Genomic DNA, 16568 nt, shown 5'->3' on the forward strand with positions numbered 1-16568 from the left:
TTAGATTGCATGTAGGGAAATGGTTTTTAGTTTTTATTTTAAAAATGAATAAGTTTTACTTTAATTAGATTGGAATTATTTAGTTTTGCTCAGAAATTAATAAAGCTTTCGTACCTTTTTCTAAAGCTCTGAATATATGTTTCTGGTCGGCAGGGTAACAAATATAGTCTCCAACACTGAGTTCAACTGCCTCATCAATTAGACCAACCAAAGCTTTACCTTCCACCACAATAATATGCTCCACAGAACCGACTGGATGTGGTTCTGAAAGACGGTCTTCGCCCGGCTCAACAATGAGTAAATAAACATCTCGACGTGCATGCGGCGGGCAAGTCGCCAACAAAATGGCCTTGTAATTCGCAATTTCAGAGCTAACGGTTGGGCCATCTCCACAACGAATCACTTGCACCTGATTGCTTGGCTCTTCCATCAAACGTGCAAAAGGAATATTTAGTGCAACACAAAGTGCCCATAAGGTTTCAATGCTTGGGTTACCTTGCCCTGCCTCTAATTGTGAAAGTGTAGATTTGGCAACGCCTGCACGACGAGCAACCTCTGCCAAAGAAAGCCCCGCTCTTTGGCGTTCACGGTTTAAACCTTTAGCAATAATTTCAATTGGCTGAGACATTCACCACATCCGTTCTATAAAAAAAACGATCGTTCGTTTTGACAAAACAATCAGACTTATTCATTATAATGGAAAATCGTTCGTTATATCATCCTATGACCACATACACTCTCATTAAGAAACTTAGTAAAGATACTACACGCTCGATTTTCTTTGTGTGTCTAGCGACGAGTGTCGTTGGTATGTCTTTAGGTTCACTCGCTGCAAGTTATGGCTTAGCACTCTGGATTCCACTTTGCCTATCCGTATTTGTGCTCGCAGGAACTGCTGAATTTATCTTTATTGGTTTTTTAGCAGTAGGTGGTAGCCCGATTGCTGCTGCAATTGCAGGACTACTCGTCAATTTACGGCATTTACCTTTTGGGATTGCTGTTAATGAACTAATCAGAGGTAAATTCTCTCGATATTTCGGGGCTCATATCATGAACGATGAAAGCGTTTTGTTTGGCATGGCACAGCCTGATTTTGAGACTAAAAAAGCCGCTTATTGGTTGTGTGGTATCAGCATTATGCTGAGTTGGCCACTCGGTGTCACTGCGGGTTATTTTATTGGAAGTGCTATTCCAGACCCTAAAACATTTGGTCTAGATGCCATTTTCCCTGCCATTTTAATTGCCCTTACTTTTAATGCTTTAAAGAATAAATCTACTCGAAAAGTTGCATTTGCTGGATCAACTTTGGCACTGATTACCACACCTTTTTTGGCCTCAGGACTTCCAATTCTGATTTCACTTTTTGGCTTAATATTTGGTAGAAAAAAATGAATCAACAATTACTCATTATTTTGGGCATAGGCTTGCTAGCACTCGGTACTTACAGCATCCGTTTTGCTGGTTTTCACTTAGGTGCCAAATTTACTTTTTCTGAAAAATATCAAGTTTTATTGTCAAATGGTGCAACTGTTTTGCTCTGTGCGATTGCGGTCACGACGACATTTTTTGAAGGACAACATTTCGCCGGATTCGCGCGTATATTCGGTGTTGGATTTGCGCTTTTATTAGTTTGGAAAAAAGTACCACTGTTATTGGTAATTTGCTTGGCAGCCGCTGGTACAGCACTGTTACGTTTGCTTGGAATTAAGTAATAAAAAAGGCGAGATAAACTCGCCTTTTTCGAAACTTTGCTTAGAACGGTAAATCGTCGTCTAAATCTGCTGGTGCAGAAGCTGGTTGCTGTGGAGCTTTTGGAGCAAAACCACCACCTTGCGGGCTGTTGCCACCATTACCAAAACCAGCTGGGTTGCTGCCATAGCCGCCACCACTATTTTGGTTATAACCACCACCTTGGTTATTATTATTTTGATAACCATTGCCACCTTGTTGAGGTGCGTTAAAACGTGGTTGGTTAAAATCATTGCCGCCAGCGAACCCTTGTTCACCTTGTTGACGACCATCTAACATTTGCATCTGTTCGCCACGAATTTCTGTTGTATAGCGCTCTTGGCCATTTTGATCTGTCCACTGACGCGTGCGTAATGAACCTTCAATATAAACCTTAGAACCTTTACGTAAGAACTGCTGAGCAATTTCCCCTAAACGGTTATGCAAAACAATACGGTGCCATTCTGTTTGTTCTTTACGTTCACCTGAAGTTTTATCGGTCCAAGCTTCACTTGTCGCGATTGAAAATTGAGTCAACGAACCCCCATTTGGAAAGGTTTTTGTTTCAGGATCACGACCCAAAGTACCAACCAAAATAACCTTATTTACACCACGCATTAGCTGTCTTCATCCTATACATTTCTATGTTTTACTTTATAAGAGTTATGCTTAAATGGCTACCTCTTTACCGAACAACTGCGTTAAATCACGTCGCGCAGCCTCATCAAGAGTCTGTTTATCGACTTTAATATAAGCAACTTGCTGGTCAGGCATTACCACAACTTCTTCTATACCACGAATTGCCAATAGCTGTGTGGTCCACTCATTCACCTGTTGCACTTGCGGCAATGGCAACACAATCGATGACAAATACCGCGGCTGAGCTAAACCAAAACTAATTAGCAACCATATTATAGCAATCCCTGTTAAGACACTCCATCCAATCGCAGTATTATGTAACATCAATAATTGACCACCTAGTGTGCCACCAAAAAAAGCACCTAAAAACTGACTACTGGCATTTACACCCATAGCAGTTGCTTTTGACTGGATTGGAGCACATTTTGATAACCACGATGGCAATAATGCTTCCATCACATTAAACGCAATAAAGAAAATACCTAGGCCTGCGAGTAATACATATTTTGATTGATAACCAAATATGAGTAACAGCAAACCTGCAATAATGCCTGTAATTGCCGTTAAGAAAATTCCTCGCATTTTGCGATATTTTTCAGCCACGATAATGCTTGGAAATGCAAAGAACAGACTAATTACTAACAGCGGCAGATACACCAGACCATGACTTGCTAAAGGAATATGTGCAAACTCAATGAGCTGTGAAGGCACATAAATAAACATGGCGGTAAGCAGTAAGTGCAGTGCAAAAACCGAGACATGCAAACGGTTTAAATCACCCATTTGGATGACTTGCTTCAGCTGCGCCATGTAGCCTTGCTGATAATTACGATGATGACGAGTCACTTTAGGTACAAGCAAGAGCATCAAAATCGCGATTAAGCCCATAATGGTCGTGACAAAGAACAAACCAGAAATGCCGACAAGGCTTGTGAGCCAAGGTCCAAGACTAAAAGCCACCACAAAAGACAGACCAATACTCATGCCCATGGCAGCCATGGCTTTAGTGCGCTGCTCTTCGCGTGTGACATCTGCCAAAAGCGCCATCACGACTGCTGAAACTGCACCTGCACCTGCTATGGCACGGCCAATAATCACACCATAAATCGTGTCAGATAAACCGGCAATTGCACCGCCAATAGCAAAGAGTAACAAGCCAAGCACCACAAGAGGTTTCCGGCTAAAACGGTCAGCAAGTAAGCTAAATGGAATTTGTAAAATAGCCTGACTTAAACCATAGACGCCCACAGCCAAACCAATGAGTGCTGGAGTCGCATATTGATATGACTGCCCGACTACAGAAAAGACAGGAATAATCATGAACAAACCCAACATGCGTAGTGCAAAAATACTACTTAAGGCAAAAGTTGAGCGACGTTCCAAAGCATTCATCATATCAATACACGTTTATCAAACTAGGCAAATTATAAGCCGATTCGTTTCTAAAAATACGGGACACCTTATTTAAATTAACGATTTCAGCTTAAAAAAATAAAGAGGCATTTAGCCTCTTTATTCTAAACATCTTTACTGAAAATTAGCTTAAGACGAATGTGAATGGCGTTTACTATATTGAATTGAAGCAAATACAGCCCAAACAATAAATGCTACACCAATTAAACCTGTTACCACTTCTGGTACATGTACGCCTGTACCACTTGCAATCATAATGAATGCTAAAGCACCAATTGCATAATGTGCACCGTGTTCTAAGAACACATAAGCATCTAGCGTGCCTTTTTCAACAAGATAAACTGTCATTGAACGGACAAAAATAGCACCAATTGCAAGACCAAGCATAATCACGACAACATCGCTGGTAATTGCAAATGCACCAATCACACCGTCAAAACTAAAAGAGGCATCTAACACTTCTAGGTATAAGAAACCACCGATACCCGCTTTAACTACACCAGAAGCAGCGCCTGATCCATCTTTCATAATGGCGTTGCCATCTTCATCAATTTCAGGTTCACCGCCTAACATATGGCTTAATACTTCTACACCGATATAAACCACAATGCCCCAAATACCTGCCATAGTCACAACAAGGCGCTGCGACTCATCAACATTTGCTGCCATAATTAACATCGCAATTAAAGCAATAAAAACAGACATTGCCGGTACGCTAGCTAAGCTAGAAAGTTTAGCTTCAAGCCATCTGAACCAATGAGTTTCTTTTTCCTCATCAAAGAAGAAGTTTAAGAAAACCAATAATAGGAAAGTTCCACCAAAAGCTGAAATCTCGGCGTGGTGGGCCATTAAGCGTTCAGAATAAGTTTTTGGATCGTTGAGTGCCAATTTAGCCACTTCAATCATTCCCATATCCGCAGTCACGGCAACAATCGCCACTGGGAAAATTAAACGCATACCAAAAACGGCGATTAAAATACCCACCGTCAAAAACAGCATTTTCCAGAAAGGATCCCAATTACGCAGAACCGATGCATTGACAACAGCATTGTCAAAAGATAAAGAAACCTCCATTACAGCTAAAATGGCTGTAATCGTTAAAGCTTTAAGCATGGTAGACACGCCTGCTTCAGGTCCATGGGTAAAACCCCAATAAGCGGATAGCGCTAAACACACCACCGTAAAAAATATCGAAAATCGGAAATGCTTCATGGATCAGACCTATACCAAGAACTAAATTTAATCTTTCTTAAAACCGTGGCTATTATATCGATAATTAACCACAAAACGATGTTGTTTTGTGCCGTTATTACCTTTACTTTATCTCTCTGTTTAATAAAGAAATTTATAATTTCCAATTAACTTATTAATCGTATTAAATATTTTCTTGCGATATATCTATCATTATTATTTTTGTATTTTAAAATTGATTTAAAATCCGATTCAGCTGTCTTATTTTAAATGGAATGATTTTATGCTTTTTTCTCAAGAACTCTGGCAACGTAATTTAAATTTATATCAGAAAATTCTAGACCTGCCTTTTAATCAGGAACTTGCCAGTGGAACTTTAGATAAAGAAGCGTTTTGTCATTATGTTATTCAAGATGCTCAATATCTTGTTGCCTACGGCCGCGTTTTAGCCGTTGCAGCAGCAAAGGCTTTTGAAGCTGACGATATCATGCAATTTTCAGATGCAGCCAAAATTGCGATTGTGGTTGAACGCAGTTTGCATGATGACTTCATGAAAAATTTTGGCGTAACCAAAGAAGAATTTAAAAATACGCCATTAACGTTGGCCGGCCACCATTACACTTCATTTTTAACCGCAACTGCTTGGTCTGAGAGCTATCCTGTGGTGCTTGCAGCACTTTTACCATGCTTCTGGATTTATGCCGAAGTCGGTAAAGATATTGTAAACAAATCAATTCCTAATAATCCTTACCAAGCATGGATTGATACCTATGCAGGCGAAGAGTTCCATACAGCCGTTCGCAATGTAATTGCGACAGTTGATAAAGTTGCAGCACGTTGTGATGCAGATACGTTAGAGAAAATGCATGCCGCGTACACAATGGGTGCAAAACTTGAGTGGTTATTTTGGGATAGCGCCTACCACAAAAGACAATGGTTAGGTTTAGATCATATTTAAAACTTCAAAAGAATCGGTCAGATGGTTCAACACTCTGATCGATTTTCAATAAAATGCGAGACAGATATGTATATCGGCGAATTAGCATCTTTAACTGGAGCCACTCCTAAAGCCATTCGGCATTATGAGAAATTAGGCTTGCTACCTATGGCAAAAAGAAAGGGAAATTATCGTATTTATGAAGCGATTGATGTTCAATCAGTTAAGATGATTCGCCTCGCGCAAGCTGTCGGATTTAGCCTTTCAGAACTGTATGACTTGTCTGCTTTAAAATATAAAAATAATCGATTTCCTGTAGAAGTTGCACAACAGCTCATTCAGAAAAAGAATCAACAAATTATTGAGCAAAAAGCAGCGTTAACGCGTTTACAAGAAGATTTAAAGCAATTAGAGAATGAGATTATTCAAACTTATATTACCAATAAAATTTCGGCTTAAAACAGCTCATTAAAATTTGAAATAGCTTTCAAAATGAGTGCTTGACTCTGCCCTTAGGGTAAAGGTTTATCGTAATGACTTCGTTTATTACGGATAAATAAAATGAGCGCTCATCTTTCTACATTTAAAAGTTCAACAGCATTAATTACAGGAGCATCTTCAGGAATAGGCAAAGCCTATGCTCAAAAACTTGCATCTTTAGGCATTCATTTAATTTTGACTGCACGCTCCGAACAAAAGCTGAATGATTTAGCTGATGAACTTAGAAAAAAATATAACGTAAATGTTGAGGTTATCGTTTTAGATTTAGCTCAATCCAATTCAGCTCAAATATTATTTGATGAAGTGCAGGCTAGAAAATTATCGGTAGAAATTTTAATTAACAACGCAGGATTTGGAAAATGGACTAAATTCCTAGATCAATCTGTATCTACCTATCAAGAAATGATCACGCTGAATATCAGCAGCGTAACGTCTTTATGTTATTTATTCCTGCCTCACATGCTTGCTAACAAAAAAGGCATCATGATTAATATTTCATCTACAGGAGCATTCCAACCTCTCCCCTATATTGCCGTCTATGGAGCAAGTAAATCTTACGTATTACAATTTACTGAGGCGCTGGCAGGAGAATATGCATCTTCGGGTGTTAAATTTTTGGCAGTTTGTCCGGGCAATACGGAAACCAATTTTACTCAGGTCGCTAATGCCGATACCAGCGGTATGAAAAGCTCTACAGTTGAGGATGTTGTATCTGCAACGGTTAAAGCATTAGATAAGAATAAACCAACTCTTGTTGTAGGTTGTAGCAACTATTTAACGTCTCAACTGCCTCGAATTCTTTCTCGCAAAAAGATGATTAATTTAGTTGAAGGGATGCTCAAAACCCGCGTTATCGATCCGTCATAAAGCTAGTTCAATTTAAAAGATTAAGGGTTATCTCTTAATCTTTTAATGCTGAAATAGTTGCCAGCCATAAATTAAACCTGCCGCGGCAACTACCCAACACAGTGTTGCCAGACCTAGACATGACCACATCGACAGACGCGTTGCAAGTACATAAACCGCCACTAAATAAATGGCATATGGAATAAGTGACCATAGGCCAAACAGAGCTGTTTTCTGTAAAGCCTCAGCTCCTTTTTGCTGATAAACAATCACATGAGCAATCAAAGCAAAGGTAGGAAAAAGCGGGACTAAACCTGCAATATAAAATGCCTTACTTTTCGATAAAACTGAAATAATAAGGACAACCCCAGCCCCCAACATACATTTTAAAAATAACGCCCACATGCGCTTATCCTATCTGGTCATTTCCATATCAAAACGCTGTATTGTGCGCTTTTCAGAGAAAATTAACAGCGACCAAAGCAATCAGTGCTGGAACTGCCTGAATATAAATAATCTTTTTACTGGCTGTCAGTCCGCCATAAATACCAGCAATGAGCACACAGCCTAAAAAGAAGTTGGCAATTGATGTCGCAAACGGTGCATCTGCAAATAAAGCCCAGAATAAACCCGCAGCCAAAAAGCCATTATAAAGACCTTGGTTTTGTGCCATGACTTTGGTGAGTTTTGCTTTTTCTGCATTATTTCCAAAGGCTTTCATGCCATAGGGTTTGTCCCACAAAAACATCTCTAACACTAAAATATAGACATGTAATATTGCAATTAAACCCACTAAAACTTGTCCGATCATACAATTTTCCTTTTTATTTTAAAGATATTAAAAAAAGATCAGTCTCTCGACTGATCTTTTAGTGTTTTACGGCTTTAACAATACTTTGCCTTGACGCGCACCTTGCGTTGCTTTTTGGGCAGCAGTTTTAATCTCATCAAAACTAAATACACCTTCAACAGGAAGGATTAATTTTTTCTGAGTTGCCAACGTTAATAACTCGACAATAAGCTCTTTTTTACGTTCTGCTGGCATTTCTTTGTTGACCACACTCGCCCAGAAACCTTTTACAGTTGCTTGTTTAAAGATGAGATCACCAGATGAAATTTGCATGGTTTCACCTGTCATGCTTCCAAACGAAACCAATAAGCTATTTTCACTAAGCAAGTTCAGCATTTCACCACTCGCACTTCCGCCAATCGAGTCCACACCAGCAATTAAAGGTTGGTCACCGTGAATCTGTTTAACTTGCTCTTTCCAGTTAGGCTGATCGGTTGCTACAACATGTTGAATGCCTAATGCTTGCATCTCTGCAATTGCGTCAGTACGACGAACTAAATTAATTACAGGTAAACCACGTGCCTGCGCAATCATAGCAACAGTTTTACCCACTGCGCCATTCGCCGTGTTTTGAATTAACCATTGACCCGGTTGAACATTTACAAAGTCCAACAGCATGAGGGCACTAATTGGCATACCAATCAGCTGTGCTGCTGTTTCGTCATCAATTTCATTATTGAGTGGAATAAGCCCTTGAGCTGGTGCAATAAAGTATTCAGCCCAACTACCATGCACAGCTGCAACTGCAATACGTTGCCCTACCTGTACATGAGTAACGCCTTCACCCAGCGCATCTACAATACCAACGGCTTCACTACCACCAATAGCGGGTAAAGTAGGCTTGTAGCCATAACTTCCGCGTACCGTCCATACATCATGGTTATGGATTGGAGACATGATTGTTTTAATACGAACTTCGCCTGCTTTTGGTTCTGGCTTTGGCATATCCGCCTGCTCTAAAACGTCTACAGGTTCGCCAAAATTACCATGGATAATACTTCGCATGCTTTATTCCTCTATCGGTTTTAAGAGTTGTTGGGTAGTTTCTAAAGCTAGATATAGATGTGCTTTGTCTTGCGACAATTTTGTGAGTAAAGCGGCACCTAACCATAACTGATACATGACTTGCGCAGTTTTTAAAGGGTCAATGTGTTTTGGAATTGATCCTTCTTGTTGGCCTTCTTTGAGTAGCAAAGCCAAACGTTGCGTTAATTTGTGCACACCGTCATTGAGAATTTGGCGCATATCTTCTGACAAGTCAGAAACCTCTGCCGCCAACTTCACAATCAGGCAGTTTTCAGCCCAGCTACCATTTACCGGATCATCAATCCATGCCTGCCATAACGCCATTAAACGGGCGTGGGCACTTTGTTCACTGTGCTGCCAAAGCTGTTCCATACGAACTTTATAGTCAGCCATGTATTGCTCTAGCAACGCACAGCCAAACGCCTCTTTCGAAGCAAAGTAGTGATAGAACGAACCTTTAGGTACGTCACAAGCCTTTAAGATTTCTTGTAAACCAACGCCAACAAATCCTTTGTGTAATACCAGCTCAAAACTGGTATCCAAAATGTGTTGTCGCGTGGTTTCACTTTTATTTAGTCGTTTCATGCATACACAATACCCCACTATTAGACCAGTCGTCTAGTAAAATTATATTGCTCATTAAAATTTGCTAAGAGTAGAAATCAAAAGAGAGGAATGTTAAAAATACAACCTGCTTAATTAAACAAATTTTGTCGATTGTCGTTTAACCGTCACAATTTGTCGCTTTAAATCATTTTGTACCACTTGAACAATTTTAAATCGTTATCATATATAGGATCTGTTGTTTATAACCAGTCGCACAACACAAGACTGATCAATCAACACCTAAATTTTCATTAATACATAATTGAGATGTTTTATGAGCCAAAGTCATATCCGTATTCGAGGCGCACGTACCCATAATTTAAAAAATGTGTCTCTCGATATTCCACGCGATAAATTTGTGGTAATTACGGGGTTATCAGGTTCAGGAAAATCTTCTCTTGCCTTCGATACCCTCTATGCCGAAGGACAACGCCGCTATGTCGAATCACTTTCGGCCTATGCCCGCCAGTTTTTATCGCAAATGGAAAAGCCTGAAGTAGACTCGATTGAAGGTTTATCTCCAGCGATTGCAATTGAGCAAAAATCTACCAGTCATAACCCACGATCGACAGTCGGTACTATTACCGAAATTTATGACTATTTACGCTTGCTCTATGCGCGTGTCGGTACACCGTACTGTCCTGAACACGACTTGCCGATGGTTGCGCAAACTGTTTCTGAAATGGTCGATGCAGTAAAAACACTTGAAGAAGGCACAGCACTGATGTTGCTTGCCCCTGTAGTTCGTGAACGTAAAGGTGAATACAGCAACTTGTTCGAACAACTACAAGGTCAAGGTTTTGTTCGTGCGCGTGTTGATGGTGAAATCATTGACATTGATACACCACCTGAACTCGATAAAAAGAAAAAGCATACTATTGAAGTTGTTGTTGACCGTTTTAAAGTACGCGAAGATTTAGGTAACCGTATTGCCGAATCATTTGAAACAGCATTACGTTTGGGCGGTGATATTGCGGTTTTGTCATGGATGAATGGCGAACACCCAGACCGCGTTTTTTCTGCAAAACACTCATGTCCTAAATGTGATCGTGCAGTCGCCGAGCTTGAGCCTCGTTTATTTTCATTTAATAACCCGTTTGGTGCCTGCCCTGTTTGTGATGGTCTAGGTACACGCAGTCATTTTAGCTCTGAAAAGCTCATTCCAAATCCTGAACTTGCAATTAGTGAAGGTGCAATTCGTGGTTGGGATCGTCAACGTCCTTATTATTATTCAATGCTGCAAAAAGTTGCCGACCATTTTGGTTTCCAACTTGATACGCCTTGGAACCAGTTAGATAAAGATACTCAAAAGAAATTTTTACAAGGTACGGGCAAAGAAAAAGTCGATTTAAGTTATATCGATGAACGTGGCCGCAAACACACACGCGTACAACCTTTTGAAGGAATTTTGCCGCACCTTGAACGTCGTTACCGCGAAACTGAAAGTAACTATGTACGAGACGATTTAGCCCAATATCTATCGAATGCCGCTTGTGATGCCTGCGACGGTTCACGTCTAAATGAAATTTCACGCAACGTTCGGGTCAAAGATAAGACGATTGCACAAATCACTAAGATGTCGATTGGGGATGCAGAAAACTATTATCAAGATCTCAATCTTGAAGGCGCTAAAGGTGAAATCGCCGATAAAATCTTTAAAGAGATTCGCGAGCGTTTACACTTCCTGGTCAGTGTCGGCTTAAATTATCTCAGTCTCGCTCGTTCGGCAGAAACCTTGTCAGGCGGTGAAGCTCAGCGTATTCGTCTTGCTTCGCAAATTGGTGCAGGCTTGATGGGCGTGATGTATGTACTCGATGAACCCTCGATCGGTCTGCATCAACGTGATAATGATCGCCTACTACAAACCTTAATTCGCTTACGTGATTTGGGTAACACCGTATTAGTGGTTGAACACGATGAAGATGCAATTCGTGCTGCAGATCATATTATTGATATCGGACCTGGTGCAGGGATTCACGGCGGTGTCATTATCGGTGAAGGTAGCTATGATGAGATTGCGAACAATAAAGACTCTCTTACAGGACAATATCTTTCAGGCAGTCTAAAAATTGCGATACCAAAACAACGTACCCAATCACCACGCCCAGATGAATTCATCAAACTTTCTGGTGCAAGTGGTCATAACCTTAAAAATGTTGATTTAAAAATTCCGCTCGGCATTATGACTTGTGTGACTGGCGTTTCAGGTTCCGGTAAATCAACACTGATTAACCGTACTTTGCTTCCATTGGCAGCAACACAGCTCAATGGTGCAACCACGCTGACCGCAGAAAAGTTTGATTCGATTGATGGTTTACAGCATTTAGATAAAGTGGTTGATATTGACCAAAGCCCGATTGGTCGTACCCCACGTTCTAACCCTGCTACCTATACAGGTTTATTTACGCCAATCCGTGAATTATTTGCGCAAACGCCTGAAGCCAAAGCGCGTGGTTATAGCGCAGGTCGTTTCTCGTTTAACGTGAAAGGTGGACGTTGTGAAGCTTGTGAAGGCGATGGCATGATCAAGGTCGCGATGCACTTCTTACCTGATATGTATGTGCCTTGTGATGCTTGTCATGGCAAGCGTTATAACCGTGAAACTTTAGAAGTTGGTTATAAAGGCAAGAACATTTCAGACGTATTAGAAATGACCGTTGAAGATGCGGCTGAGTTCTTTAATGCAATTCCTGTGATTCATCGTCGTTTAGATACTTTAATGCAAGTAGGTCTGGGATATATTCGTTTAGGTCAAGCTGCAACGACACTTTCAGGTGGTGAAGCGCAACGCGTTAAATTAGCTCGCGAGTTAGCAAAACGTGATACGGGTAAAACCTTATATATCTTGGATGAGCCGACGACAGGCTTACATTTCCATGATATTGCCAAGCTACTCGACATTTTGTACGAGCTACGCAACAAGGGTAATACCATTGTGGTGATTGAACATAACCTAGATGTGATTAAAACAGCAGACTGGGTTGTCGACTTAGGCCCTGAAGGTGGTTCAGGCGGTGGTATGATCATTGCCGAAGGTACACCTGAACAAGTGGCAGAGATTGAAATTTCTCATACTGGGCGTTTCTTGAAGCCGATGCTTAAATAAAATACAATTCATTCTAATTTCATGATAAAAACGGTGATTCATTCACCGTTTTTATCCCTATGTCTAAAAAAATCAAAGACAATGAGTCTATTAAGCCACTAGTTAACTTACTCAAAATAGGTGAAGTAAGTTTTAAAATACTAGATAAATTTCCTCTTATTTACACATTAAATTCAAAGATTAGGCTGTTAAAAGAAGAGTTTCTAAAAATTCAAGATATGAGCAATATATTAGACTTACCAGACCAATTTAATGCACTATTTGCTGAAAATGGTTGGATTTGTCATGGAACATTAAGCCAAAATATTTTAGAAGAATCAGTAAAACTTGGCTCGGAAAACAAAATTGATGAAGCAAAAAAACTCTTAATAGATTCAATTGATGAGAAATTTATAAACCTAATATTATTAAAATGTCAAAGCCGTGAACATTTTAAATTAAGAGTAGATCTACTCAAATTATTAAAAAATGACTATTTAGAAAAACGATACCATTCATGTATTCCTCTACTATTGGCTCTGATAGATGGTCTAGCAAATGATATTTCAAATCATATAGGCTTCTTTACTGAAAAATCTGAATTTGAGCTTTTCGACAGTATTACAGCTCATTCTAGTGGACTGCCATTTCTTAAAACAATTATGAATTCATCACGCAAAATTACATCCTGTGAGGAAATTACTATTCCTTATCGTAATGGTATTTTGCATGGTCGAGATTTAAATTTTGCCAATAAAGAAGTCGCTTCTAAATGTTGGTGGGTCTTAGCTGCTCTTATCGACTGGGCAGATGAAAGAAGTATTGAAAAATACAAAAATGAGGAATCACCCTCAGAAGCATTAAAAAAATATAGTGAGACTGTTAAACTTCAGCGAAAAATTGATTCATGGCGAAAGCGTCCTATTCAAAGTCCATATTTTTGGAAAAATCAAACGCCTGAAACATTAGAAAAAAATAGTCCCGAATATAGATTACTAGAGTTCTTACAATCATGGAAAGATAAGCAATGGGGGAAACTTACCCCAACTTTAGTTCATACGATTGGCCGTCATCATGGAGCAGAAACAAGAAAGATTATAAATGACTATTCCGTTATCCAATTATTAGATTTTTATATTATGGATTCTAATGATCAAACACCATCAAGTACTGTGATAAAAACTCATCTTCATTACCTCAAAAATGATCAGAGCTTTACTAAAGAGGTTTCTATTTCTCTAAATTATGCTGATCAGGATAGCGGTCTACCTAAACTTAGAAATGAACCTAAAGGTAAATGGTTTATTCTACAAAACTCACTAAGCCAAATCTTATTCTAGAAAGCTCTTTTAAAAAAATATCTATAGGGGAGGAATTAATGGAATTTACTAATTACGTAACTATTCATTTTATCCCTCAACTGCATTTCGCCCTCGGGCTTTGGCTCTTAATAGCGAACGGTCAGCTTTCTCTAAGAGCTCTATCCAACTCGCCGCTCCTATCGCAAAACCAATACTCACAGACACATGCAATTTTTCATCTGAACCTGACAAATCAATTTCTTGTAAAGAAATGGCAATCCGAATTTTTTCTGCTAAAAGTCGTGCATCTATAAATTGCATCTGCTCTAATAATATTAAAAATTCATCTCCGCCATAACGAACAATTAAATCTGAACTTCGTATATTTTGCTTTAATTGCTCGGCAATATTAACAATGACATGATCACCTACAATATGCCCATATTGGTCATTCACCTGTTTAAAACGATCAATATCTATAATCATTAAACAAGTCTGCGTAAATTTTTGAGGGTAACTTTCAACAATTTTTAAATATTCAGATAAAGCGAGACGGTTGGACACACCAGTTAATGGATCTGTATTGGCTATATTCTTTAATTGAAATTCAAAAGCATCGCGTTGTTGCAACATACGCTGTAATCGATCAATCGCCTCAAATAAGGAAAAAAATTCACCTTTTGTTGTTACATTCATCTCATCTGTCCAATGATCAGAACTATGCGATAAATCTAAAATTAAAGTCCTCGCTTTTATTAAAGGAGAAAAAACCCTTCTTTGCGCATAATTAAGCGTAAGTAACGCGGTGGCTAGAGAAATTAAAGAAATTAATAAAGTTAAAAGAAAACCATTTCGAGCAATTACATTTTCTTGAGTGGCAATTACAACACTTTCATCAAGAATATAACTTTGTAAATCAACCACAGTAGTAAATTTACCCACGATTGCTTCTGTCAATTGAGTGCCATTTAAATAATATGGCTCCCCTTTTTGGCTTTCTTCTAATAACTTTTCTACAATCGGAATACCCTTGTCTATAAATTCTGATTTCACGCAGGAATATAACCGACGGTATTCTGGGGTCTTTGCCTGTTCAGGCTGCAAGGTATCGACCAAAATCCATAAATATCTAGATTGATGCTGAGTTTGTAGAGAACGCGCACGATTATTACTTGGAATTTCTTCATTAAAGCTCACAGGAGCAATAATATTAGATGCCATACGACCGGCCTGATCTCGCATATCGGTCAGAACTATAATCAGCGTAAAGTAATTAGAAATACGACTATCTTTACTTTTGAGCTGCAACATCAGCTTTTGCAGTATTTCCCTACAATGATCCCATGCTCCAAACATCCCTAAAATGGCATTATCCATTTGGACGGAAGTTCGTGCTCCATATGGAATTTCACCATAATAGTCGACCACATGCCGAGCTTGTCTAAGATTTTCTTTGAAGTTGGTTTGCAACTCATTTGCTAATGAAACATAACCTGCTTGTTTTAAGATAAGAATACTTGTATCAATTTGCGCATCGACAATTAAACGAAATTTTTTTAATTCTTGCTGATTCTTTAATAAATCATGAGGACTGCTCGACATCATTTTATTGGCTGGAGCACGCTCCTTAGAAATTTTATAGGCAATATCGGCTACAGCTCTTAAACTTTTTATTTCGGCTAAGGCTTGTCTAGTTTTTATATAATCCTGATAGCTTCCCACAATGAGGGGAATCGCCATGAATAATAAGGACAAAATAATAACCAGCATAAAAAAGAACAGTCGATTACTAATGTGCTCTGAACGTAACCCTGACATTTCTAGCTGGTACTCCGTAAATGTCCTGCCATTTTTACTACGATATAAATTAGGCTTAAATCCATCCTAGCATTTTAATAACTAGAATTTCATCAATAAACCCTTCATTTCTCTTTTAATAATTATACGTTTCCTACATTTTAGTAAGCTTAAACAATAAACGGGATCGAAAAATTGAATGATATTTATAAAAAAACTCTATTTTACAGATTAAAAATTTTTAGCAATGATAGTAAAACATATTTAGTTATCCTCTTGGATGCACTTCTCCCAGCATCCACTGCCCAGCTTTTAGCTGGGTTCTTTTTGATCTATTATTTTCCAATAAATTTCATATAACTTTTCTTATAATTTTAAGATTTTCTTATAGATAAAAAAAAGCTCAACCTTGGGGAAAGCTGAGCTCGTAAAATCTGATGTGCTACACACATCGTATCTGGGAAAGCACTTTAAATCCTAAAAACGTTAGGTAGTGAACTTTGCAATTGAATTATGTGACTTATCTCTACTTTTGTAAAGTCGATTAAATTAATCAGAATTTAAAATTTAATCGATTTTTCAACTTAAAATAGAGATTTCTTTTATCTTATTCACTTATATAATAATTAAAAATAGTTAAATTTTTTA

Annotated in this window: 16 protein-coding genes; 7 read left to right on the forward strand and 9 right to left on the reverse strand. The window is 38.7% G+C overall.

Going from position 1 to position 16568, the window contains the following annotated elements; all coding sequences use genetic code 11:
- Positions 1-79: 79 nt before the first annotated feature.
- On the reverse strand, positions 80-628 hold the full coding sequence (locus tag ACLBWE_RS03695; RefSeq protein ID WP_005044199.1) for a helix-turn-helix domain-containing protein: 549 nt from the start codon (positions 626-628) through the stop codon (positions 80-82).
- A 68-nt stretch (positions 629-696) separates the two neighbouring features.
- On the opposite strand from ACLBWE_RS03695, the gene ACLBWE_RS03700 reads away from it, so the two are divergent.
- A complete protein-coding gene (locus ACLBWE_RS03700) occupies positions 697-1392 on the forward strand; it encodes an AzlC family ABC transporter permease (RefSeq protein ID WP_447601244.1) in 696 nt (231 codons plus the stop codon).
- Positions 1389-1712, forward strand: coding sequence for an AzlD domain-containing protein (locus ACLBWE_RS03705; RefSeq protein WP_447601246.1), 324 nt, complete (start codon positions 1389-1391; stop codon positions 1710-1712). The genes ACLBWE_RS03700 and ACLBWE_RS03705 overlap by 4 nt, the downstream gene beginning before the upstream one ends.
- A gap of 40 nt (positions 1713-1752) precedes the next feature.
- On the opposite strand, the gene ssb is transcribed toward ACLBWE_RS03705, so the two are convergent.
- The 3 genes from ssb to ACLBWE_RS03720 all read right to left on the reverse strand — a co-directional run bounded on the left by ssb (position 1753) and on the right by ACLBWE_RS03720 (position 4992).
- A complete protein-coding gene (ssb, locus tag ACLBWE_RS03710) occupies positions 1753-2346 on the reverse strand; it encodes a single-stranded DNA-binding protein (protein ID WP_004639902.1) in 594 nt (197 codons plus the stop codon).
- Positions 2347-2397: 51 nt separating this feature from the next.
- On the reverse strand, positions 2398-3762 hold the full coding sequence (locus ACLBWE_RS03715) for an MFS transporter (protein WP_348948554.1): 1365 nt from the start codon (positions 3760-3762) through the stop codon (positions 2398-2400).
- Positions 3763-3909: 147 nt separating this feature from the next.
- The gene (locus ACLBWE_RS03720) at positions 3910-4992 is read right to left on the reverse strand and encodes a DUF475 domain-containing protein (protein ID WP_045433654.1); all 1083 of its coding nucleotides are present in this window, start codon (positions 4990-4992) and stop codon (positions 3910-3912) included.
- A 262-nt stretch (positions 4993-5254) separates the two neighbouring features.
- Here ACLBWE_RS03720 and tenA point away from each other — a divergent pair, with 262 nt between their 5' ends.
- The 3 genes from tenA to ACLBWE_RS03735 all read left to right on the forward strand — a co-directional run bounded on the left by tenA (position 5255) and on the right by ACLBWE_RS03735 (position 7276).
- Positions 5255-5929, forward strand: a complete 675-nt coding sequence (gene tenA / locus ACLBWE_RS03725) for a thiaminase II (protein ID WP_005044207.1) — start codon at positions 5255-5257, stop codon at positions 5927-5929.
- Between the two features lie 66 nt (positions 5930-5995).
- Entirely contained in the window at positions 5996-6367 is a 372-nt protein-coding gene (locus ACLBWE_RS03730; protein ID WP_348948551.1) for a MerR family transcriptional regulator, read from the forward strand.
- A gap of 102 nt (positions 6368-6469) precedes the next feature.
- Positions 6470-7276: an SDR family NAD(P)-dependent oxidoreductase gene (locus tag ACLBWE_RS03735; protein ID WP_447601250.1), complete on the forward strand. Its 807-nt coding sequence runs from the start codon at positions 6470-6472 to the stop codon at positions 7274-7276.
- Between the two features lie 42 nt (positions 7277-7318).
- Here the strand turns inward: ACLBWE_RS03735 and ACLBWE_RS03740 are convergent, their stop codons facing one another.
- The 4 genes from ACLBWE_RS03740 to ACLBWE_RS03755 form a co-directional block, all read right to left on the reverse strand.
- Positions 7319-7660, reverse strand: coding sequence for a GlpM family protein (locus ACLBWE_RS03740; protein ID WP_003654014.1), 342 nt, complete (start codon positions 7658-7660; stop codon positions 7319-7321).
- Positions 7661-7712: 52 nt separating this feature from the next.
- Complete coding sequence (locus ACLBWE_RS03745; RefSeq protein ID WP_004639914.1) at positions 7713-8066, reverse strand: DUF1304 domain-containing protein; 354 nt, start codon at positions 8064-8066, stop codon at positions 7713-7715.
- Between the two features lie 66 nt (positions 8067-8132).
- Complete coding sequence (locus tag ACLBWE_RS03750; RefSeq protein WP_198078413.1) at positions 8133-9110, reverse strand: zinc-binding dehydrogenase; 978 nt, start codon at positions 9108-9110, stop codon at positions 8133-8135.
- 3 nt (positions 9111-9113) lie between these two features.
- Positions 9114-9716 carry a TetR/AcrR family transcriptional regulator gene (locus ACLBWE_RS03755; protein ID WP_447601253.1) on the reverse strand — a complete coding sequence of 201 codons (603 nt, stop codon included), beginning with the start codon at positions 9714-9716 and terminating at the stop codon, positions 9114-9116.
- A 295-nt stretch (positions 9717-10011) separates the two neighbouring features.
- Between ACLBWE_RS03755 and uvrA the strand changes: the two genes are divergently transcribed.
- Together uvrA and ACLBWE_RS03765 are read left to right on the forward strand one after the other, a co-directional pair.
- Positions 10012-12843: an excinuclease ABC subunit UvrA gene (uvrA, locus tag ACLBWE_RS03760; protein WP_447601255.1), complete on the forward strand. Its 2832-nt coding sequence runs from the start codon at positions 10012-10014 to the stop codon at positions 12841-12843.
- Positions 12844-12902: 59 nt separating this feature from the next.
- The gene (locus ACLBWE_RS03765) at positions 12903-14162 is read left to right on the forward strand and encodes a hypothetical protein (protein WP_447601257.1); all 1260 of its coding nucleotides are present in this window, start codon (positions 12903-12905) and stop codon (positions 14160-14162) included.
- A gap of 69 nt (positions 14163-14231) precedes the next feature.
- Here the strand turns inward: ACLBWE_RS03765 and ACLBWE_RS03770 are convergent, their stop codons facing one another.
- The gene (locus ACLBWE_RS03770) at positions 14232-15941 is read right to left on the reverse strand and encodes a GGDEF domain-containing protein (protein WP_447601259.1); all 1710 of its coding nucleotides are present in this window, start codon (positions 15939-15941) and stop codon (positions 14232-14234) included.
- Positions 15942-16568 lie beyond the last annotated feature (627 nt).

Source organism: Acinetobacter sp. M5A5_2a (genome assembly GCF_053345265.1).